We start from the raw sequence: 21,409 nt of genomic DNA on the forward strand, positions 1-21,409 counted from the left end.
GAGGCGGCGGGCATCTCCTGCCGTGCTCTCCTCCGGCGGTCGGGCCGCCGGGTGGGCGGAAGGGTGCCTCGCCGGGGTGCTGCGCAATCGAAGAGATGCCCGTCCCGAGCGACGGGTGCGACGCTGCGAGCTCCATGGCCGTGGGCCAGGGCCGGTCCGGTGCCGCAGGCGCGGGGGCCGGCTTCACCGAGGCGGCTTTCGTCCCAGGCGTAAGGAATCCGCGCAGCAATGACAGTGACCGCGAGTGCCCCTGAACGGACCGCCGAGGTGCCGGTGCCCGAGCCCGGCCTGACGCCCGAAGCGATCGTGGCCCGGGCCGAGGAGCTCGCCCGCGGTCTGATCGGCCGCCAGGCCGAGACGGAGCGGCGCGGTTTCTACGCCGAGGACACCCACGAGGAGTTCCGCCGGGCGGGCCTGTACCGGATCCTCGTGCCGCGGCGGTACGGCGGCTACGAGTTCGGCGTCGAGACCTTCATGCGCGTGGTGGTGGCGCTGAGCCGGGGCTGTCCGTCGACGGGCTGGATGTACTGCCTGGGCGCGGCGCACGCGCACGCGGTGGCGACCCTGTTCGACGAGCGGGCGCAGGCCGAGATCTTCGCCGGTGGCGACTTCCTGTGCCCGTCGACGGTCGCCCCCAGCGGTACGGGCGAGCGCACGGACGACGGGCGCTGGCGGATCAACGGCACCTGGCGCTACTGCTCCGGCTCCCCCTATGCCACGCACTTCCTCGGGCACACCCTGGTCGACGACGGCACGGGCGAGGTCCGTCCGCTGCTGTTCATCGCCCCGCGCGAGACGTTCACCCGGCTCGACGACTGGGGGGCCCAGCTGGGCCTGCGCGGCAGCGGCTCGCACAGTCTGCGGATCGAGGACGGCCTGATCCCGGAGCACCTGACGCTGGACACCCACCTGAGCCAGGTCGACGTCTCGGACGGGACGCCGGGCCGGGCGCTGCACGGGAACCCGATGTACGGCGGCGGGCCGCTGAGCTTCATGATCCTCGAGGACGCGGCGCTCGCCGTCGGCATGGCCAAGGGCGCTCTCGACGCGTACGAGGAGCTGATGCGGTCACGGCAGACGCTGTTCCCGCCCATCGTGCCGCGCACCGAGGACCCCGACTTCCAGTACTGGTACGGCGAGGCGGCCGGCCTGGTGCATGCCGCCGAGGCGGGCCTGCTGGGCGCCGTGCGCGAGTGGGACGAGATCGCCGCCAGGGGCGAGGTCACCCCGGAGCGCGAGCTGAAGGTCGCCACGCTGTGCCGTGAGGCGGTGCGGATGAGCTGGCGGGCCGTCGAGAGGTACCTCTTCCCGACCGCCGGATCCAGTGCCGTACGCGACGGTGAGCGCATGGAGCGCGTGTGGCGCGACATGTCGATGCAGCAGAGTCACGCGGGCATCTCGGTCTTCCTGTTCACCATGGCCAACCGCGAGCTCACGCGGACCCGTTTCGGCGTCGCCGCCGCGCACTGAGCGGCGCGCGCAGCACTCCAGGAGATGCGCCCCACCCTGTCGGGGCGCGACGATCGGCCCCTGTCCGGAACCGATCATCCGTTTTCCGTCCAGATCAACATCCCACCCTCATACCGGGAAATTTCGAGGAGGTACCCGTGTCGGGCGACAAGACCGGTACGCGCGCGGTGGTACTCGGCGGCAGCATCGCGGGGCTGTTCGCGGCCCGAGTGCTCGCCGATGCCTACGACGATGTGCTCATTGTGGACCGCGACGTCCTGGTCGGGGTGGAGGGGCCGCGCAAGCACTGCCCCCAGAGCCGGCACATCAACGGCCTGCTGGCCCGCGGCCAGCTCGCCATGGAGGAGATGTACCCCGGGATCACCGAGGAGATCTTCGCCGACGGCGTCCCGACCGGCGACCTGGCCGGCCACGTGCGGTGGTACTTCAACGGCCGGCGGCTCAAGCCGGAGGTGGCGGGCCTGACCTGTGTGGCCGCCAGCCGCCCCATGCTGGAGAAGCACATCCGCCGGCGCACCGCCGCCCTGTCCAACGTCTCCTTCCGCGAGCAGCACGACATCCTGGGCCTGGTGACCACGGCGGACAAGAGCCGCGTCACCGGCGTCCGCGTGCAGAGCCTCGTCGAGGAGGGCGGCGAGCAGGTCATCGAGGCCGACCTGGTGGTCGACGCGACCGGCCGCGGTTCGCGCACCCCGGTCTGGCTGGAGGAGCTCGGCTACCCGCGTGTGGTCGAGGAGCGCAAGAAGATCGGCCTCGGCTACGTCACCCAGCACTACAAGCTGCTGGACGACCCCTACGACGGCGACCTGTCGATCAACCCGGTCGCCTCCCCCGAGCTGCCCCGCGGCGCGATCTTCACCAAGACCGACGGCGACCGCGTGGAGCTCACCACGTACGGCCTGCTCGGCGACCACCCGCCCACCGACCAGGAGGGCCTGTACCAGTGGGTGAAGTCGCTGGCGGTGCCGGACATCTACGAGGCGCTCCAGCGCGCCGTTCCGCTGGACGAGCCGGTCGCCTTCCGCTTCCCGACGACGCTGCGCCGCCGCTACGAGGACATGGACCGCTTCCCGCTCGGCCTGCTGGTCGCCGGTGACGCGGTCACCACCTTCAACCCGGTCTACGCCCAGGGCATGACGGCCGCCGCGCTCTGTGCCCTGACCCTGCGCGACCACCTGCACTCCGGTGCCACGCCGATCCCGGCGCAGTACTTCCGGGACCTGGCCCGTGACGTCATCGACCCGCCGTGGGAGATGACCAACGCCGTCGACCTCACCTTCCCCGGGGTCCAGGGCGAGCGCACCAAGCAGGTCAAGGCCGCGCAGAAGTTCCTCAAGCTGGTGCAGACCGCGGCCGTCCACGACGGCAAGGTCACCGCCGCCTACATGCGTGGTGCCGGTCTCGTCGACAAGCCGGAGGCCATGATGCGCCCGGCGTTCCTCGCCCGTGTGCTGTGGAACGTGGTGCGCGGCACGGTCACGGAGAAGCTCACGGGCCGCAAGGCCGGCGCGTCTCCCGTCCGGCCGGGGTCCACGCGCCCGGTGTCCGTCCCGTCCCGCGACGACGAGCTCGTCTCGGCCAAGTAGCACGGTCGGCGAGGACGAGGGGAGTGGGTGTGACCGAGACGGCCCAGCTGATCCGGGCCTACGCGGTGACCGGCGGTCTCGACGAGGCGGCGCTGCGCGCCGCCTGGGTCGAGGCCGCGGCGCACCACGGGGCGACCGACGTCGAGGGGGGCTCGTTCACCGTCCTCGGGGACCTCGCGGACCCGGGCCCGTGGGAGGCCGCCGAACGCCTGTGGGCCGACCCGGGGTTCCTGGTCTTCCCCGCGGGCGCCGGACCGGCCGCGCGGCTGGCCGTCGGCCGGCCCGTCGCCGGTGGGCAGCTGCTGGTCCTGGCCGTGAACCGGGCGTTCACGGCCGCGGGCCACCGTCTCGCCCCGCTCGCCGACGCCCTCGGCGCGGCGTACGCGGAGCGCGTCGGGGCCGACCCGGCGACGGTGGAGTCCACCCTCGACGCGGGGACGGCCGGGGCCGTCTCGGCGCTGGCCGCCGAAGAGGGCGCCGGACCCACGGACGTGCTGCTGGCCGCCTACGCCTGCCTGGTCGGACGCCACCACGGCACCGACCGCCCGCTTCTCGCCGTCCGCACCCCGGACGGCGACCGTACGGCCCTGATCGCCGACCTGTCCTCGGCACCGTCCTTCCGGGCCGTGGTGCGCCGGATCGCCGCCGCGCCGCAGGCCCCTCACGAGACGCCCCTGAGCGGCGCGTTCGCCGTGGAGGGCGCCGACGAACCCGTACTGCGGCTGGCCGGGGCACGGGTGCGCCGGCTGAGGGCGGGCGGTGCGCTGCCCGACGGCGCCGACCCCGTCCTGACGGTGACGGCCGGTCCCGCCGGTCCGTCCCGGGGCCTGCTCGAACACCGCCCGGTCCCCCGCGACACGGCGGCCGCGACCGGTCTGCTCGGCCAGCTGCGGACCCTGCTCGACGCGGCCCTCGCCGCCCCCGACGCGCCCGTCGGCACCCTTCCGCTGGAGACCGGTGAGCAGGTGCGCGCAGCGGTGCGCGCCGCCGACCTCACCGGTGCCGCGCCCGAGGCGGGGCCGCCGGTCAACGCCCGGGTGCACGCGATCGCCCGGGCCTTCGGGGACGTGCCGGCGCTGGACGGCGACGGCGACCCCGTCCCGTACCGCGAACTGACCGCACGGGCCGCCCGGATCACCGACGCGCTGCGCGCGCTCGGCGTGGGCGAGGGCTCGGCCGTGGCACTGCGCCTGCCGAACGGGGCGGGACAGGCCGCCGCGCTGCTCGGCGTCCTCGACGCGGGCGCCCACGCGGTGGGCCTCGCCCCCAAGGACTCCGGCGAACGCGTCAAGGCCGTGCTCGCCGGCCTGCGGCCCGAGGTCCTGGTCGTCGCCGGCGAGGAGACCGGGGCGGCCCTGCCGACCTGGTTCCGTGCCGAGGTCGGCGGCCGGGTCCTCGACCTCGACGACCTGCCGTCCCTCCCACCCGGCCCGGTCCCGGCGGATCCCGCCGCGGACGGGCAGGACCGCTGGGCGTACGTCGCCTACACCTCCGGCTCGACGGGAACGCCCAAGGGCATCCCGCAGACCCACCGCACCTTCGGCCAGTTCGTCGCCTGGTTCGCCGCCGAGTTCGGCATCGGCCCGGGCTCCCGGGTCGCCCAGTGGGCGCAGCCCGGCTACGACGCCGGCCTGGTCGAGGTCTTCGCGGCGCTCACCACCGGCGCCACGCTGTGCCCGGTTCCCGCCCGGCTGCGGGCCAACCCGGAGAAGCTGGCGGCGTGGCTGGAGTCCGAGCGGATCACCCACTTCCAGACCGTGCCGAGCTTCGCCCGGGAGCTGCTCGCCGCGCTGCGGGCCACCGGCGGGGCGCCGTCCTCGCTGGGATGCCTCCTGCTGGCGGGCGAGGCGCTCGGCGGGGAGCTCGCCGACGCGCTGCGCGCCGCGCTCCCCGGGACCCGCGTGGTCAATCTGTACGGCGCCACCGAGACGGTGCTCGCCACCTGGCACGAGGTCGACGCCCCGGCGGGCGCCGGCACCGTCCCGATCGGGCGGCCGATCCCCGGCCGCCAGGTCCTCGTCCTCGACGAGGAGGACCGGCCCTGCCCGGCGGGGGTCACCGGCCGCATCGTGGTGTGCGGACCGCACGTCACGCCCGGCTACCTCGGCGCCGGCGGGCCCGACGGGGCGTTCCGCCCTGTGGCCGCCGGCCCCGACGGGGCCGGTGTCCCGGACTCCGGCTGCTACCGCGGCGGGGACCTCGGTCGCAGGCGCTTCGACGGCCTGCTGGAGTTCCGGGGCCGCGGCGACGAGCGGATCAAGATCCACGGCACCCGCCTGGAGCTGACCGACCTGGAGGCGGCGCTCGCGGCCGATCCCTCGGTGCGCTCCTGCGCCGTGGTCACCCGCGCCGCCGACGACGGCCTGATCGCGGGCCTGGTGGCCTACGTGGTGCCGCACGAGGGCCCGGAGGCGCCCGTCGGCTCTCCGGCGGCCTGGCGTGCCACGCTGCGCCGCTGGTTCGGTCCCGCCCTGCCCGCCGTGACCTTCGTGACGATCGACCGCCTCCCGCACAACAGCGGCGGAAAGGTCGACCGGCGCGCACTGGCGGACCGCGCGACAGTCACGCGCTGAACGCGACGCCGCCCTCCGAACAACCGCCCGTTTCCCAACTGATGCACGTATCCAATCCATGATGGGGTGAATGTCGTGACCATGCTCGAAACCGACTTCTCGGTCGACTCCGACGGGTCGAGCGTCAGCTTCGACGGCGAGAACCTGGACATCCCGGCGGTCCGCCGGGTCGCCGAGGACCTCGCCCCGGTCCAGGTGGCCCCCCAGTCGCTGGACAAGGCCGCGAAGAGCCGCGCGCAGTTCGAGAAGATCATCAACGACGGCGCCCCTGTCTACGGTGTCACCACCGGGTACGGCGAGATGATCTACATGCTCGTCGACCCGTCCAAGGAGACCGAGCTCCAGACCAACCTGGTCCGCAGCCACAGCGCCGGCGTCGGCCCGGTCTTCGCGCAGGACGAGGCGCGCGCCATCGTCGCCGCCCGCCTCAACGCCCTGTCCAAGGGCTACTCGGCGGTCCGCCCCGAGCTCCTCGAGCGCCTCGCCCTCTACCTCAACCAGGGCATCACCCCGGCCATCCCGGAGATCGGCTCGCTGGGCGCCAGTGGTGACCTCGCCCCGCTCTCGCACATCGCGAGCACGCTGATCGGCGAGGGGTACGTCCTCCAGGACGGCAAGCGGGTCCCGACCGGCCAGGTGCTGCGCGAGAAGGGCATCGAGCCCCTCCAGCTCCGCTTCAAGGAGGGCCTCGCCCTCATCAACGGCACCTCCGCGATGACCGGCCTCGGCTCGCTGGTCGTGGGCCGCGCCCTGGAGCAGGTGCGCCAGGCCGAGATCGTCACCGCGCTGGTCCTGGAGGCGCTGCGCGGCTCCACCAGCCCGTTCCAGGCCGAGGGCCACGACATCGCCCGCCCGCACCAGGGCCAGATCGACACCGCCGCCAACATGCGCGCCCTGCTGCGCGGCAGCGGCCTGGTCGTCGACCACGCCGAGCTGCGCCAGGAGGCCGAGGCGCAGCGCGGCGACGGCGACGTCTCGCGCACCGAGGTCTACCTGCAGAAGGCGTACACGCTGCGAGCCATCCCGCAGGTCGTCGGCGCCGTCCGCGACACCCTGTACCACGCGGTGCAGAAGCTCGAGACCGAGCTGAACTCCTCCAACGACAACCCGCTGTTCTTCGACGGCAAGGAGGTGTTCCACGGCGCGAACTTCCACGGCCAGCCGATCGCCTTCGCGATGGACTTCGTGGTCCTCGCCCTGACCCAGCTCGGCGTCTTCTCCGAGCGCCGCACCAACCGCCTGCTCAACCGCCACCTCAGCGACGGCCTGCCGGAGTTCCTCGTGGCGGGCGAGCCGGGCCTCAGCAGCGGCTTCGCCGGCGCCCAGTACCCGGCCACCGCCCTGGTCGCCGAGAACCGCACGATCGGCCCGGCCTCCACCCAGTCCGTCCCGTCCAACGGCGACAACCAGGACGTCGTCAGCATGGGCCTGATCGCCGCCCGCAACGCGCGCCGCGTCCTGTCGAACAACACCCGCATCCTCGCCGTCGAGTTCCTCGCCGCCGCCCAGGCCGTGGACCTCTCCGGCCGCGCCGACAAGCTCAGCCCGGTCGGCCGCGCGGCCTACGAGCAGATCCGCTCGCTGGTGCCCACCCTCGACAAGGACCGCTACATGTCCGACGACATCGAGCTCGTCGCCGCCGCGCTCTCCCGTGGCGAGTTCCTCCAGGCGGCCGAGCAGACCGGCACCGTGCTCGTCTGATCCCTCCCGCCCCCCTCCCCACCCACGAGACTGGGACGAACCGATGAGTTATCCGCTCTCCTTCAACCAAGAGTTCCTGTGCATGTTCGACCAGGGCGACGAGGAGGGTCCCTTCGGGCCCCTCTACAACATCGTCGGCGGCTGGCGGCTCAGCGGGAAGATCGACGCGGAGGCGCTGCAGGAGGCGCTGAACGACGTCGTCGCCCGCCACGAGGCGCTGCGCACGACGGTCGTGCGCACCCCGGGCGAGCAGCGCCAGGAGATCGCGCCGGCCGCGCCGGTCTCCCTGTCCGTGCGGGAGATCCCCGAGCCGAACCCGGCGCGGCGCGACCGCCGTGCCGAGGAACTGCTCATCGAGCTGGAGGGCGGCCGCTACGGCACCGACCTGCCGCTGCTGCGGGCCGTGCTCGGCAGGTTCGCCGAGGACGACGCCGTGCTCGTCCTGGTCGTCCACCACACGGCGGCCGACGAGGTGTCCATGCAGCTGATCATCCGCGACCTCGGGGTGCTGTACGCCCGGCGCCGCGGGTTCGAGACCGCGGAGCTGCCCGAGCCGACCGCGTTCGGCGAGTTCGCCGCCTGGGAGCGGGAGCGCTACGCGCCGACCGCCGAGGTCAAGGCGCGCGGCTACTGGCGCGAGCAGCTCGACGGCGGTGCCATCACCGGTGTGCCGAGCGACCACCGCAAGTCCGACGGGGTGCCGAAGACGACGGCCGTGCACCGCTTCGTCGTCGGTGGGGAACTGACCTCGGCCGCGTTGGAGCTGGCGAAGGAGACCCGCGGTTCGGCCTTCATGGTGCTGCTCGCCGCGTACAAGGTCTTCCTCAACGAGCGGGTCGGCGCCACCGACATCGCCGTGCCGACGATGGCGGCGGGCCGTGGCCCGGCCCGCTTCGAGAACACCGTCGGCGCGTTCTTCAACTTCGTGCCGCTGCGCACGGACCTCGCGGGCGCGGCCACGTTCCGCGAGGTAGTCTCCCGCACCCGCGCCACCTGCCTGAAGGCGTACTCGAACCCCCTGCCGTTCGGCCAGGTGGTGGCCGAGGCCCCGGCGTCGGCGGCCGCGTTCGCCGCGGACGACCTCGCCGTCGTCGCCTTCCAGGTCTTCCAGTTCCCCGCCCTCGAGGGGGTGGAGACGGGTGATCTGACGATCTCCGAGATCCGCCGCCGGGAGCTGTCCCAGGACGTCTCCACCGACATCCCGGACGGGGTGATGTTCCAGCTGGACATCGACCCGCTCTCCGGCGAGATGCTCGGCCACCTCGGCTACAACACGAACCTGTTCGAGGAGCGCACGATGCGGGAGTTCGCCGCCTCGTTCGTGACGGTGCTGCGCCGCACGCTCTCGGCCCCCGACGCGCCGCTGCGGCTGGCCTCCTGACGGGCCTCTCCGCGCCACGGCACTCCGCCCGCGTCTTCCCCGGAAGGGAAGGACGCGGGCGGAGTGCCGTGGCGCGCGGGTTCCGGCTCAGCCGTCGTGCAGGGCGCCGCGGACCGTGGAGCGCAGGTCGTCGAAGGAGGCGAGGTCGGGCACGGTCCAGCCGTCCAGGTCGTACTCGTTCAGGCACTCGTCCACGAAGGCCTTGTAGCTGTCGACGTGACCGGAGGCGGTCTGCGAGAACAGCAGCTCCACCCGGGTGTTCTCGTGGTTGCCGGCGTAGTTGCGCTCGTAGAGCTCGTGGCGGCCGCCGAACTCGGTGCCGACCGCGTCCCACAGCAGCTTCATCACCTTGACGCGGTCCACGGCCTCCTTGCCGCCGGAGCCGCGCAGGAACTTGTCGAGGTAGGGGCGGACGTCCGGGTTCTTGAAGTCCTCGGCGGAGGAGTTCACGTAGATCAGGCCGCTGGCGACGTCCTGCTGGATGATCTCCTTGATCCGCGGATAGCCCATCTGCATGAACCAGCGGTAGGCCATGCCGTACTGGGGGTTGGGCAGCAGGGCGCCGTTCTTCCACTCCACCGGGTTGCGGGCGGCCGCGTCCGACAGGCCCCAGAAGAGGTTCCGCCAGGCGAGCACCTCGCCGACGCGGCTCTGCACGCCGCGGAAGTCCTTCGTGCCGGTGATCTCCAGCGCCTTGATGAGCAGACCGGCGAGGAACTCCAGCTTGACGGCGAGGCGGGTGCAGCCGTGGAAGGTGAAGCGCTCGACGAAGCCGGAGCGGCCGGGGAACATCTGCACCTTGCCCAGGTGCCCGTAGACGAAGACGTTCTCCCAGGGGATGAGGACCTTGTCGAGGACGAGGATGGTGTCGTTCTCGTCGAGCCGGGAGGACAGCGGGTAGTCGAACGGGCTGCCCGTGGCGGCCGCGTTCGCCGTGTACGAGGGCCGGCAGATCAGCTTCATGCCCGGCGCGTCCATGGGCACGGTGGCCACCAGCGCGAACTCGCGCTTCTTCACGGGCAGCCCGAAGTGGGCGATGAAGTTGTAGTGGGACAGCGCCGAGCCGGTGGCCACCACCTTCGCGCCGCTGACGATCAGACCGTTGTCGGTCTCCTTCTCCACGTGGATGAAGACGTCCTCCACCTCGTCGGGCGCCCGGTCGCGGTCGACCGGGGGGTGCACGATGGCGTGGTTCCAGAAGAGCACCTTCTCCTGCGACTCCGCGTACCAGCGGCGGGCGTTCTCCTCGTAGGGCGCGTAGTAGTCGGCGTTGGCGCCGAGGGTGCCGAGGAACGAGGCCTTGTAGTCGGGGCTGCGCCCCATCCAGCCGTAGCCGAGGCGCGCCCACGCGGCGATCGCCCGCTGGTCGGCGACGAGGTCGTCGACGCTGCGCGGGGTGGTGAAGAAGCTGTGGGTCCAGCCGTCGGAGCCGGTGTCGGTCGGCCGGGTGAGGATGCCGCGCTGGGCCGGGTCGTGCAGCGCCTCGTACATCCGCGCCGTCATGCGGATCGGATTGCGGAAGGCGGGGTGGGTGGTGACGTCCTTGACGCGCTCGCCGTAGAGGTATATCTCCCGGCCGTCCCGCAGACTCTCGATGTATTCGTCACCCGTCAGCGGGCGGGTGCGGCGCCGCCCCTCGGCGGTACCGGCGGGGACATCCTGACGGTCGGTCATCGGATTTCTTCCCTCTTCCACGAGGCGCTTTCGAAGACATGCAATGCGGGCCTCATCGTGGCAGCCCGCACCTGGTCAGGGCTTCTTGTGGTGTGCGGGAAGGACAGGGCGGCAGCTGTCCAGCAATCCTGAAGATGCAGCTGATCGGCGCCCGCTGGGAAGGTCGTCCCGTTGTCACGGACGGCCATTTCCGGCCTTCCGAGAATGAACGTCTCCGGGAGGAAATGGTGCTTGCGACGACCGATGTTCCCACGCGGGAACAGATTGTTCGTCGAGTCTCCGAACTCGTGCCGCAGCTGCGCGAAAAGGCGGCCTGGACGGAGGAGAACCGCCGGGTCCACGAGGACTCGATCGCGGCCCTCGCCGACGCCGGCGTCTTCAAGCTGCGCACGCCCGCCCGCTTCGGCGGCTACGAGGCCGACACCCGCACGCTGATCGACGTGGCGGCCGAGATCGGCCGCGCCGACGGCTCCACCGGCTGGACCGCTTCGGTCTACTGGATCCCCACCTGGATGGCCGGGCTGTTCCCGGACCACGTCCAGGACGAGGTGTTCTCGACGCCCGACGTCCGCGTCTGCGGCACCCTGAGCCCGAGCGCCATGGCCACCCCCACCGAGGGCGGCGTCGTGGTCAACGGCAAGTGGGGCTTCATCAGCGGCGCGCTGCACGCCCAGTGGCAGGTCGTCGTCGCCGTCCAGATCGCCCCGGACAGCGAGCCGATGCCGGTGATGGCCCTCGTCCCGCTCTCCGACCTCCAGATCGTCGACGACTGGCACACCTCCGGCCTCAAGGGCACCGGCAGCGTCTCCACCGTCGCCGACAACGTCTTCGTGCCGGCCGACCGCGTGCTGCCGCTGCCCGTCGTCCTCCAGGGCCGGGGCGGCGCCTCGCAGGCCAACGCCGACGCCCCGATCTACCGCGCCCCGCTGCTGCCGGTCGCCTCCGCGTCGTCCGTCGGCGCGATCCTCGGCATGGCGCGCGCCGCCAAGGAGGCCTTCCTGGAGCGGCTGCCGGAGCGCAAGATCACGTACACGAACTACGCCAGCCAGGCCGAGGCCCCGCTGACCCACCTCCAGGTGGCCGAGGCCACCCTCAAGATCGACCAGGCCGAGTTCCACGCCTACCGCCTGGCCGACCTCGTCGACGGCAAGTCCGCCGAGGGCTCCGAGTGGACCCTGGAGGAGCGGGTGCGCGCCCGCGCCGACATGGGCGCGGTCGTCAAGCTCGCCAAGGAGGCCGTCGACATCCTCGCCACGGCCAGCGGCGGCTCGTCCATCTACACCACGGCCGCCATCCAGCGCGTCACCCGGGACATCCAGGCCGTCAGCCTGCACGCCCTGATGCACCCCGACACCAACACCGAGCTGTACGGGCGGGTCCTGTGCGGCCTCGAACCCAACAGCCTCTACATCTGATCCGTACCGGACACCGCACACAAGGGGAACGAGCATGACCGCAGCACCCTCGGCCGCGCCCGCCGGCACCGTCTCCGACGCGGACCGGGCGGCCGTCGCCGCGCTGCCCGGCCGGATCGTCGAGGCCTGGGCCCGGCACGACGCCGCCGCCTTCGCCCAGGTCTTCACCGAGGACGGCACGATGATCCTGCCCGGCGTCTACCGCGGTGGGCGCGAGGAGATCGAGGCCTTCATGTCCGGCGCCTTCCAGGGCCCGTACAAGGGCACTCAGGTCGTCGGCACTCCGCTGGCGCTGAAGTTCCTCCGCGAGGACGTCGCCATCGTCGTCACGCAGGGCGGCGTGCTCGCCCCGGGCGAGACCGAGGTGGCCGACGCCCGCGCGGTGCGCGCCACCTGGGTGACCGCCAAGCAGGACGGCGAGTGGCTGCTCGCGGCCTACCAGAACAGCCCGCGCGACAACTGAGCCACCGCGGCGGCGTCCCACCCACCCGTCGCCGCCGCGGCCCGCACGAAGAAGCGCCCCCCGGATCCGATCCGGGGGGCGCTTTCCGTGGGTGCGTCAGCGGGCACCGGCGGCGGCCGGGACCGGGGCGGTCAGACGGACCGGGAGGGAGCGGTGGCCGTTCATGATGAACGTCGGCAGCGGCTGCAGCTCCTCGGCGGGGACCGCGAGCGACAGGTCGGGGAAGCGGGCGAAGAGCGAGGACAGGCCCACGGTGGCGACCAGGCGGGCGACGCCGGCGCCCAGGCAGTAGTGGGGGCCGTGGCCGAAGGACAGGTGCTCCTTGTCCCCGCGGGTGATGTCGAAGGCGTCGGCGCTGTCGCCGTGCAGCTGCGGGTCGCGGCCGACGGCGCTGTAGTTGACGAGGATCGGGTCGCCCTGGGGGATGGTCACCCCGTCCAGCTCGATGTCCTCGACGGCGTAGCGCAGCGGCAGGTGCGCCAGCGGCGACTCGACGCGCAGCGTCTCGTCGATGACGTCGTCCCAGGAGGCCTCGCCCGACAGCACGAGCCGGAGCTGCTCGGGGTGGCTGAGCAGGGCGGTGATGGCGTTGTCGAAGAAGTTGATGGTGGTCTCGGAGCCGGCGCCGAGGATGGCGAAGATGGTGTCGCACAGCTCGGCCTCGGAGAGGCGCGAGCCGTCCTCGTCGCGGGCGGCGATGAGGTCGCTGGTGATGTCCTCGCCGGGGTTGGCGCGCTTCTGGGCGACGAGCTCCTCCATGGCGCCGCGCCAGTTGAGCAGCACCGCCTGGGCCTGCTCGGGGGTGACGGTGGTGTCCACCATCATGTCGATGACCTTGGCGGTCGCGGCGCGCTGCTCCTCGCCCATGCCGATGAGTTCGGCGACGAACATGGCGGGCAGCGGGTAGGCGAACCGCTCGCGCAGGTCGACGACCTCGCCGGGTCCGGCGGCCTCCAGCGCGTCGAGCAGGTGGTTCGTGAGGCCCTCGATGAGGGGCTTGACGGCCTGGGTGCGGCGCGGCGAGAAGGCTCCGCCGACCAGGCGCCGCAGCCGGATGTGGTCCTTGCCGTAGGCGGTGACCATGTTGTCCATGGCGACCCAGCTGATCATCTCCCAGTCGGGGCGGATGCGGCCCTCGATGAAGTCGGGCCAGTGGTTGCGGGCGCTCTTGGTGACGCGGGGGTCGGAGAGGATCTTGCGGATGGTCGCGTAGTCGTTGACGGACCAGGCGTGCACGCCGCCGGGCAGCTCCACCCGGACGGCGGGGCCCTGGGCGCGCAGGCCCGCGGCCTCCGCGTGGATGTCCTGGCCGGTGGTGTCCAGGGTGTGGGCGACGGGGCAGCGCTGCGTCATGGGTTTCTCCCGCGGTGACGTTGAAGTTCGGTGTGGGGCGGCCCGGGGCACGTCGTCCGGCGCCGGCCGCGTGAAGAGAGGAGCCGGCCGGTGCGTGACCGGCCGGCGGATGCCGAAGGGGCGTTACGGGGCGGGCACCGGGACCTGCGCGGGGGCCTCGTCCTCCAGGACGGTGTAGGGGTCGTCCATCTCGTACCAGCCGAGGCCGGGCGGGCAGCGGTCGTAGCCGAGCAGCCGGCGCACCTCCTCGGGGTAGGCGAGGACGGACTCCTTCGGCACCGCCAGGTACTGGTTCTCCTCCTGGCGGAGGTTGCCGAGGTCCAGCGCGATGGTCAGGCCGGTGCGCGGGGTGTCGGTGGTGTTGGCGCCGCCGCCGTGGTACACCCCGCCGAGCCAGATGAGGCCGGAGCCGGCCTTCATCTCGGTGGGGATCGCCTCTTCGGCGCGCGGCGGCCGCTCGTCGTCCCAGTGGTGGCTGCCGGGGATCACCAGGGTGCCGCCGTTCTCGGCGGTGAAGTCGCTCATGGCCAGCATGAGCTGGACCCGGCTGGTGGGGCCGGGGTGGCGGCGCAGGTGGAGCGAGTCGTCCCGGTGCAGCGGCTGGCGGCCCTGGCCCCGGTGGATCTGGATGGCCTGGGTGCCGCTGATCTGGACGGTGGGCACCAGGGCGGTGCGGGACCTGCCGATCCAGACGTGTACCGGCCGCTGCATGATCCGGCGGGCGCTGCCCAGGAACAGCGGGTGGGTGACGACCGGGGTGAGCCGGTGCGTACGGGCGAAGATGGAGGAGACCCGCCGGGTGCGGGTCCCGTTGTACCAGTCGCCGCTGTAGTCGCGGGCCTCCAGGGCCGGGCCCAGGTCCTCCCACAGGGCGGCCATGGTGGCCGGGTCGGCGAGGTCCTCGACGATCAGGGCCCCGTCGCGCTCCAGGATCTCCACGGCCTCGTCGAGGTCGGTGCCGGGCGCGATCCGCCGGAGACCAGGGGTCATGACGTGGCCCGGGCGCCGGTCTTGGCCGTGACGATGGCGACGAGTCCCTCCAGGGTCGGGTCCTCCTCGAAGATGTCGCCGACCTCGATCTCGACGCCGAGCTCCTCCTCGATCCGGGCCACGAGGCGGGTGGCGGAGATCGACTCACCGCCGGCCTCGAAGAACGTGACCTCGGATCCGCTCTCGGGGGTGTCCCCCAGGATCGCGGTCCAGATCGACCTGACCGTCTCCGCGGCCGTGGCCACATCCGTGCTCATGCGCTGCTCTCCCTCATGCCTCGGGCTGACGCGGGTCGCCCACCGGGCGATGCGGTGGCAGCATCACACCCGGGCGCGGGAGGGGGCATCTCCTGGATTGCGCGACCCCGCTGCGGCCACGAGGGCCTGCCGGCCGAGGTTTCCGCGCAGCAGCAGCGAGCCGACGGTGACCGATCCGGCCTGGTCGTCCTCCCTCAGCTCCCGGGACAGCAGGGCGAGGTCGGCGGCGACCCGGTCGAGCGCGTCGGCCACGGCGGAGGCGTTGTGGCCGATGATGTCGCTCCACAGGCCGGGGTCGCCGGCGGCGATCCGGGTGGTGTCGGCAAGTCCGCCGGCGGCCAGGGAGAGGACCTCGGGGGCGGTGTTCGCGAGCTGCGCCGCGAGCGCGGCGGCCACCAGGTGCGGGGTGTGGGAGACGGTGGCGACGGCCTCGTCGTGGGCGGTGGGGGTGAGGGTGCGGGGGCGTGCGCCGACCAGGGCGATCAGTTCCTCGACGGCCGCCACGGCCTCGGGGACGGAGGTGGGACCGGGGCAGAGGATCCAGGGCCGGCCGGCGAACAGGCCCGGCTCGGCGGCGTCGGGGCCGGAGGACTCCCGTCCGGCCATCGGGTGGCCGGGGACGTAGCCGTGGAGGTCGCAGCCGCGCAGCTCGGCCTCCTCGGTGATGCGTCCCTTGGCGCCGGCCACGTCGGTGTAGGCGCGGCCGAGGCCGGTCGCCTGCGCCTCGTACACGGTGTCGACGACGGCCGACGGCGGTACGGCGACGACGACGAGGTCGGCGGGCGGGGCGGTGGTGTCGAGCGGGGTGCCCGCGCCCCGGGCGACCGCGCGCTCCACGGCGCGGGGGTCCAGGTCGGCGAGGGAGACGTCGACGCCGGCGCGGGTGAGGTCGAGCGCGAGGGAGGTGCCGATCAGTCCGCAGCCGATGACGGTGACGCGGCGGAGGAGGGGGCGGGGGGCCATGGGTCGCTCCTGGTGGGCTTCGGCCTCGGACGGGCGAGGGGGCGGGGAGGGGGGCGGGGACGAGGCGGGCGGCGGGGGCCGCCGCCCGGCGCGGGGAGCGCGCCGGGCGGGTCAGTCGCAGCACTGGTCCGCGAACTGGCCGGGGGTGCGGCCCTCGCCCGCGGGGCCGCGGTAGGCCTGGGCGATGTCGAGCCAGCGGTCCGCCTCCTCGCCGGTGGCGACGAGGGCGAGGTCGTCGCGGTGGCGGCGGCGGGTGACCAGGAGGCAGAAGTCCTGGGCGGGGCCGGTGACCTTGTTCGCCGCGTCCTCGGGGCCGTACGCCCAGATCTCGCCGTTGGGGGCGGTCACCTCGATGCGGAAGGGCTCGGCGGGCGGGGTCAGGCCGCGGGAGAGGTAGCCGAAGTCCCGGGTGAGGAAGGCGAAGAACACGAGGTGGCGCAGCCGCTCGGTGGGCTCGCGGCGGACGCCGAGGGCGTCGGCGATGTCCTGGCCGTGTCCGAAGAGCTCCATGATTCCGGCGGAGGCGAGGACGGCCGGCGGCAGCGGGTTGACCAGCCACGGCACCACCGAGTTCTCCGGTACGACGGCCAGCGCCTCGACCGAGGCGTCGCCCTCGGCGCGGAACCGGGCGAGCAGCTCCTTCGGCGGGAAGCCGTTGAACTGCTTCAGGGCGGCGTTGACGGCCCCGTCGAAGTTCCCGGCTGCCTGGGCGGCGATGCCCTTGAAGGTGTCGGGGTCGGCGGCCGCGGTCTTGGCGAGCCGGAAGATGAAGGTCAGGTGGGCGACCTGGTCGGCGATGCTCCAGCCGGGGGCCGGGGTGGGCTTGGCCCAGTCGGCGTCGTCGAGGTCCCGTACCAGGTTCTCGACCTCGTCGATGTCGGCGGAGAGGGCCTTCAGCACGTCGTTGAGGTTGCTCATGTCCGTTTCACTCCTGAGGAAGCTGATGAAGGGGGGCACTTCTGGGTTTCTTGATGCAACTCACTGGAGTTGCTGAGTTTTTTGATGCAACTCACTGGTCGTGCGAAGTCGTGGATCGGATCAGACCTTCGCGAGCGGCTTCTTGCGCAGCAGCGGCAGGTCGACCGTGGCGCGGGCCTTGTAGCCGGTGGGGGCCGGGGCGCCGTAGGTGACGTCGATGCCCTTGGCCCGGGCGGCGGCCACGATGTGCGGGACGGCGCGCTCGGCGAGCGCGGCGATGGTCATCGCCGGGTTGACGGTCAGGGCGCCGGGGACGGCGGAGCCGTCGGTGACGAAGATGCCGGAGTGGCCGCGCAGTTCGTTGGTGTCGTCGAGCGCCGAGGTCTCGGGGTCGTCGCCCATGCGGCAGGAGGCCAGCGGGTGGACGGTGTAGGCGCCGACCAGGTCGTTGGTCCACGGCATCACCTTGGCGAGGCCGTCCTTCTCCAGGATCTCCTTCACGTCGGCGTCGGCCTGGTTCCAGCCGTGCCAGGTGTTCTTCGTCGGCTTGTACGACAGGTTGCCGCGGCCGAGCAGCTGCTGGGAGATGCGCATGGAGTTGCCGGTCGCCGGCGGCGGGCCGAAGACGCCCTCGTTGTCGTCCTCCGTCATGCAGAAGATCGTCAGCCAGGACTTCCAGTTCTTGAGGATCTCCTTCTTCTCCTTGCCGAACCAGGTCGTCGGCCCCTTGGCGTCGGGCGCCTGGGCGAGGATGGTGCCGAGGCCCGGCGGGAAGTAGAGCTGCTCCAGGGAGTAGCGGGAGTACTCGGGCAGGTCGGCGTCGAGCTTGTCCCAGCTGGCCACGGTCGGGCCCTTGCCGATCGCGTTGGCTCCGTACGGGAGCTCGCCCTCGCCGCGGGACAGGCCGAGCAGTTCGGCGACCTTCTCCTCGTTGAGGATGGCCGTGTTGAGGCGCTCGCCGTTGCCGGAGAAGTAGCGGCCGACCGCGTGCGGCATCTTGCCGAGGTGGTCCTCGCTGCGCTGGAGGATGACCGGGGTGGCGCCGGCGCCCGCCGCCAGTACGACGATCTTGGCCTCGATGACGCCGGAGCCGGTCTGCAGACGGTAGTCCTCGTCGTCGACGATGTTGTAGTGGACGCGGTAGTCGCCCTCGGGGGTCCGCGACAGGTACTGCACCTCGTGCAGCGGGCGGATCTCCGCGCCGTGGGCGAGCGCGCCGGGCAGGTAGTTGACGGTGAGGGACTGCTTCGCCTCGAAGCGGCAGCCGGCCATCATGAAGTTGCAGTTGACGCACTTGGAGTTGTCGACCGAGGCGGCGAGCGGGTTGGCGGTGCGCCCGGCGTGGTCACAGGCGGCGGCCCACAGGCCGCCCGCGTAGGAGGCCTCGTTCCAGTCCGGCTTGGTGACCGACAGGGACTCCTCGACGCGCTCGTACCAGGGGTCCAGGCTCTCGCGGCTGATCGACTCGGGCCACATCCGGCGGCCGATGCTGCCGTGCCGCTCGAAGACGAACTTGGGGGCCCGGGGCATGGCCGCGAAGTAGACGACGCTGCCGCCGCCGACGCAGTTGCCGCCCAGCACGCTCATGCCGTCGCCGACGACGAAGTCGAAGATGCGGGTGTAGGAGGAGCCGAGCTTGTAGTCGTGCTCGAAGTCCTCGGGCTTCAGCCAGGGGCCGCGCTCCAGGACGGTGACCTTCGCGCCGCCGGCGGCCAGGTGGTAGGCGGTGATCGCTCCGCCGAAGCCGCTGCCGATGACCAGGACGTCGGTCTTCTCGATCGAGGTGCTCATGCTGGGCTCCCGGTGGGGGTCGTGTCGGGGTGGAGGTTGGCGAGCTGTCGGCCGTAGCCGAAGTCCTGGAAGCGCCACAGGCCGTCGGCGTCGGGCGCGGTGATGCCCATGGCCGTCAGGCCCGGGTGGCCGTCCGCGAGGGCCTCGTCGGTGTGCAGGTGGGCGGCGGAGTCGTAGGCCATGTTGCAGAAGAGGGAGAGCAGGACCCAGAAGTCCTTCTCCGGGTGGCCCGGAGTGGTCAGCTCCACGATGAGGTTGACGCGGTCGTCGTAGTCGAGGGAGACGAACGGCGGGACCTCGGTGTCGAGGGCGAGGCCGTTCTTCTCGGCGTAGGCCTTGGCGTGGCCGTTGACCAGGTTCGCCAGGTCGTCGAGGCCGTCGTGGATGCCGGTGGCGTCCCAGCGCAGGAGGTCGAGGGCTCCGGCGGTGACCGCGCCGCCGCCGGTGCTGACTCCGGCGATCGCCCGGTCTCCGGGCCAGCGCTTCTCTCCGGGGACGATGGTGTCCGCGTAGGCCTCGAGGGTGATGGTCGTCTCGGGGCCGATGTCGACCCGCCGTTCGGGGATCCTCCGGACCCTTCTCACTACAGGCACCTCATCCTCCGCTCGTTCTGTCGGGACTTCGTGTTGTCGTCGTGCTGTCGTGAGAAGAACGTAGAGCTGCCAAGTTGTTTCAAACAACCAACCAGAACGGCGTTCACCGAACAGCGAGTTGCACGATGAAACTGCCGAAGTCGAATCGGGCTCCGCCACAACCCTGCAAAGAAACCAAAGGCCCGTTATATTTTTTGATGCGTGTCGGATTTCCTGGTTCTCGGTTCTATTCCGCAACGGGGAAGCGGAACACGCTGGATGGCCGTATCCGACCCGGGGGAGGGGAGTTGGAAAGCACGGACAGGCGCCTGACGCTGCCCATGAACCTGACTCATCTGGTCCGTATCGAGGCCCTCCTTCCGGCGGATTCCCCGCGTTTGGACGGACTGGACGAGACCCACGTGCAGCGGCTCGCCGAGATGTACGCGTCCCTGCCGCCGATACTCGTCCACCGCCCGACCATGCGCGTCATCGACGGGGCCCACCGGGTCGCCGCCGCCCTGCTCAAGGGCATGGACACCATCGAGGCGCACTACTTCGACGGCCCCGAGCAGGACGTGTTCCTGCGCGCCGTGTCCGCCAACACCGGCCACGGCCTGCCCCTGCCGCTCACCGACCGCAAGGCCGCGGCCGCCCGCATCCTGCGCTCGCACACCGACCTCTCCGACCGCGCCGTGGCCGGCTACACCGGCCTGGACGCCAAGACGGTCGCGGCGGTGCGCCGCCGTTCAACCGAGGACGCGGCGCGGTCGAACACCAGGATCGGCAGCGACGGCAAGCCCCACCCGCTGGACCGCACCGCCGAACGGCTGCACGCCGCACAGCTCATGGCCAGCCGCCCCGACCTGCCGCTGCGGGCCATCGTCAAGGAGACCGGACTGTCCCTCGGCACCGCCCACGACGTGCGGCAGCGCCTGCTGCGCGGCGAGGCCCCCGTGCCCGGGCGGCGCGTCCCGGCCCCCGCCTCCGAACCCCCGCTCCCGGTCTCCGGCCACGCACCCGCCGGACCCGTCGCTCCCCCGCCGGCCGTCGAGTCCCCGGACCTGCCCGCGCCGCACACCGCGCCCCGGCAGCCCGGTCCCCAGGGCCCCGGCCCGCAGGGCACCGGCCGGACCCGGACGTCGCTGGAGACGCTGCGCAAGCTCTCCGGCGACCCCTCGCTGCGCCACTCCGAGTCGGGCCGGCACTTCCTGCGCTGGCTGCACACGCACTTCCTGGTGGACGACTCCTGGCGCCAGCAGCTGGAGACCGTCCCGCCGCATTGCACCGCCACCGTGGCCGAACTCGCCCTGCAGTGCTCCCAGACCTGGCGCAGGTTCGCCGAGGACCTGAGCAGTCGGCGCCTGACCGACATGGCGCCCGCCACCACCCCACCACGGCCCGTCACGCGTTCCCGCTGACGGCATCAGGGCATCGTCAACAACGACAGGGAGAATCGGTGACCTCCACCGCCATCGAGCGTGCCGTCCGCAGGGTGATCCAAGACATGCGCGCAAATCTCGGTCAGGATCTGACGATCGATGACATGGCGCGTACCGCAATGTTCAGCAAATTTCATTTCACTCGCGCGTTCCGTGATGTAACCGGAACCTCACCCGGGCGTTTTCTGTCCGCGCTGCGACTTCAGGAGGCGAAGCGCCTTCTGGTCGACACGCGATTCAGCGTCGCCGATATCAGCAGCCAGGTCGGATACAGCAGCGTCGGCACCTTCAGCTCGCGTTTCAAGTCCTGCGTCGGTGTTTCCCCGAGCATGTTCCGGGACCTCGGCGGATTCACCTCCGCCATCGACACGGACTCCACGGGAAACCAGGTCCTCACCCGCAGCACCCTGCGCGGCCGGGTCACCTTTCCCGAGGACCGCGCCCCCGGCAACTGCTTCCTCGGGCTTTTCCCGACCCCGGTCCCGCAGGGCCAGCCGGTGCGCTGCACCGTCCTGGACGGTCCCGGCACCTTCGAGCTGCGCAACATCCCGGCCGGCACCTGGCACGTGCTCGTCCACTCCGTTCCGTACGGCTACGAGCACCTGGCCGCCGGCGTCGGCGCCGAGGACGCCGTCTCCGTCGGCAGTTACGGACCGGTGACCGCGCACGCCGACACCCTGCTGCTGCCCGCGGAGATCACCCTGCGCCCGCTGGACGAACTGGACCCGCCGATCCTCCTGGCCCTGCTCGACCTGCGCACCAACGCCCTGGAGCGCCTGGCCGGCTGACGGTCCGCACGACCACGAGAAGACACGAAGCAGGCCGGCCACGGGAGGAAACCCGTGGCCGGCCTGCTTCGT

The 21,409-nt window shown here is 72.1% G+C and carries 17 protein-coding genes; 9 read left to right on the forward strand and 8 right to left on the reverse strand.

Annotation, left to right across the window (positions count from 1 at the left end):
- Positions 1-228: 228 nt before the first annotated feature.
- From ACH4TP_RS37405 to ACH4TP_RS37425, 5 genes are all read left to right on the forward strand, one after another.
- Complete coding sequence (locus ACH4TP_RS37405; protein ID WP_389238039.1) at positions 229-1,470, forward strand: acyl-CoA dehydrogenase family protein; 1,242 nt, start codon at positions 229-231, stop codon at positions 1,468-1,470.
- Between the two features lie 137 nt (positions 1,471-1,607).
- The gene (locus ACH4TP_RS37410; protein ID WP_389238041.1) at positions 1,608-3,056 is read left to right on the forward strand and encodes an FAD-dependent oxidoreductase; all 1,449 of its coding nucleotides are present in this window, start codon (positions 1,608-1,610) and stop codon (positions 3,054-3,056) included.
- A 29-nt stretch (positions 3,057-3,085) separates the two neighbouring features.
- On the forward strand, positions 3,086-5,629 hold the full coding sequence (locus ACH4TP_RS37415) for an AMP-binding protein (RefSeq protein ID WP_398440352.1): 2,544 nt from the start codon (positions 3,086-3,088) through the stop codon (positions 5,627-5,629).
- Positions 5,630-5,710: 81 nt separating this feature from the next.
- Positions 5,711-7,330 (forward strand): tyrosine 2,3-aminomutase, encoded by a 1,620-nt coding sequence (cmdF, locus tag ACH4TP_RS37420; protein ID WP_389238110.1) that lies wholly within the window; start codon positions 5,711-5,713, stop codon positions 7,328-7,330.
- 43 nt (positions 7,331-7,373) lie between these two features.
- Positions 7,374-8,711: a condensation domain-containing protein gene (locus ACH4TP_RS37425; RefSeq protein ID WP_398440354.1), complete on the forward strand. Its 1,338-nt coding sequence runs from the start codon at positions 7,374-7,376 to the stop codon at positions 8,709-8,711.
- Between the two features lie 87 nt (positions 8,712-8,798).
- Here ACH4TP_RS37425 and ACH4TP_RS37430 read toward each other — a convergent pair whose 3' ends face one another.
- Positions 8,799-10,385, reverse strand: coding sequence for a 4-hydroxyphenylacetate 3-hydroxylase family protein (locus ACH4TP_RS37430; RefSeq protein ID WP_389238046.1), 1,587 nt, complete (start codon positions 10,383-10,385; stop codon positions 8,799-8,801).
- Between the two features lie 224 nt (positions 10,386-10,609).
- Here ACH4TP_RS37430 and ACH4TP_RS37435 point away from each other — a divergent pair, with 224 nt between their 5' ends.
- Both ACH4TP_RS37435 and ACH4TP_RS37440 read left to right on the forward strand, forming a co-directional pair.
- Complete coding sequence (locus ACH4TP_RS37435; RefSeq protein WP_389238048.1) at positions 10,610-11,800, forward strand: acyl-CoA dehydrogenase family protein; 1,191 nt, start codon at positions 10,610-10,612, stop codon at positions 11,798-11,800.
- A 34-nt stretch (positions 11,801-11,834) separates the two neighbouring features.
- On the forward strand, positions 11,835-12,263 hold the full coding sequence (locus tag ACH4TP_RS37440) for an SgcJ/EcaC family oxidoreductase (RefSeq protein WP_389238050.1): 429 nt from the start codon (positions 11,835-11,837) through the stop codon (positions 12,261-12,263).
- Positions 12,264-12,359: 96 nt separating this feature from the next.
- On the opposite strand, the gene ACH4TP_RS37445 is transcribed toward ACH4TP_RS37440, so the two are convergent.
- The 7 genes from ACH4TP_RS37445 to ACH4TP_RS37475 all read right to left on the reverse strand — a co-directional run bounded on the left by ACH4TP_RS37445 (position 12,360) and on the right by ACH4TP_RS37475 (position 19,119).
- A complete protein-coding gene (locus tag ACH4TP_RS37445) occupies positions 12,360-13,616 on the reverse strand; it encodes a cytochrome P450 (RefSeq protein WP_398191927.1) in 1,257 nt (418 codons plus the stop codon).
- 123 nt (positions 13,617-13,739) lie between these two features.
- Positions 13,740-14,606 (reverse strand): phytanoyl-CoA dioxygenase family protein, encoded by an 867-nt coding sequence (locus tag ACH4TP_RS37450; RefSeq protein WP_389238054.1) that lies wholly within the window; start codon positions 14,604-14,606, stop codon positions 13,740-13,742.
- Positions 14,603-14,863, reverse strand: a complete 261-nt coding sequence (locus tag ACH4TP_RS37455) for an acyl carrier protein (RefSeq protein WP_398191924.1) — start codon at positions 14,861-14,863, stop codon at positions 14,603-14,605. The genes ACH4TP_RS37450 and ACH4TP_RS37455 overlap by 4 nt, the downstream gene beginning before the upstream one ends.
- Before the next feature lie 63 nt (positions 14,864-14,926).
- Positions 14,927-15,826: a prephenate dehydrogenase gene (locus tag ACH4TP_RS37460; RefSeq protein WP_398440355.1), complete on the reverse strand. Its 900-nt coding sequence runs from the start codon at positions 15,824-15,826 to the stop codon at positions 14,927-14,929.
- Positions 15,827-15,937: 111 nt separating this feature from the next.
- The gene (locus ACH4TP_RS37465) at positions 15,938-16,744 is read right to left on the reverse strand and encodes a TIGR03084 family metal-binding protein (RefSeq protein ID WP_398440356.1); all 807 of its coding nucleotides are present in this window, start codon (positions 16,742-16,744) and stop codon (positions 15,938-15,940) included.
- A 120-nt stretch (positions 16,745-16,864) separates the two neighbouring features.
- A complete protein-coding gene (locus tag ACH4TP_RS37470; protein WP_389238062.1) occupies positions 16,865-18,535 on the reverse strand; it encodes an FAD-dependent oxidoreductase in 1,671 nt (556 codons plus the stop codon).
- Entirely contained in the window at positions 18,532-19,119 is a 588-nt protein-coding gene (locus ACH4TP_RS37475; RefSeq protein WP_389238064.1) for a DUF5987 family protein, read from the reverse strand. The genes ACH4TP_RS37470 and ACH4TP_RS37475 overlap by 4 nt, the downstream gene beginning before the upstream one ends.
- A 329-nt stretch (positions 19,120-19,448) precedes the next feature.
- Here ACH4TP_RS37475 and ACH4TP_RS37480 point away from each other — a divergent pair, with 329 nt between their 5' ends.
- Together ACH4TP_RS37480 and ACH4TP_RS37485 are read left to right on the forward strand one after the other, a co-directional pair.
- Positions 19,449-20,528 (forward strand): ParB/RepB/Spo0J family partition protein, encoded by a 1,080-nt coding sequence (locus tag ACH4TP_RS37480; RefSeq protein WP_398440357.1) that lies wholly within the window; start codon positions 19,449-19,451, stop codon positions 20,526-20,528.
- A 38-nt stretch (positions 20,529-20,566) separates the two neighbouring features.
- On the forward strand, positions 20,567-21,337 hold the full coding sequence (locus ACH4TP_RS37485) for a helix-turn-helix domain-containing protein (protein ID WP_398191914.1): 771 nt from the start codon (positions 20,567-20,569) through the stop codon (positions 21,335-21,337).
- Positions 21,338-21,409: the final 72 nt, after the last annotated feature.

It is taken from the genome of Streptomyces sp. NPDC021012 (assembly GCF_044333355.1).
In the GTDB taxonomy this organism is placed as follows: domain Bacteria; phylum Actinomycetota; class Actinomycetes; order Streptomycetales; family Streptomycetaceae; genus Streptomyces.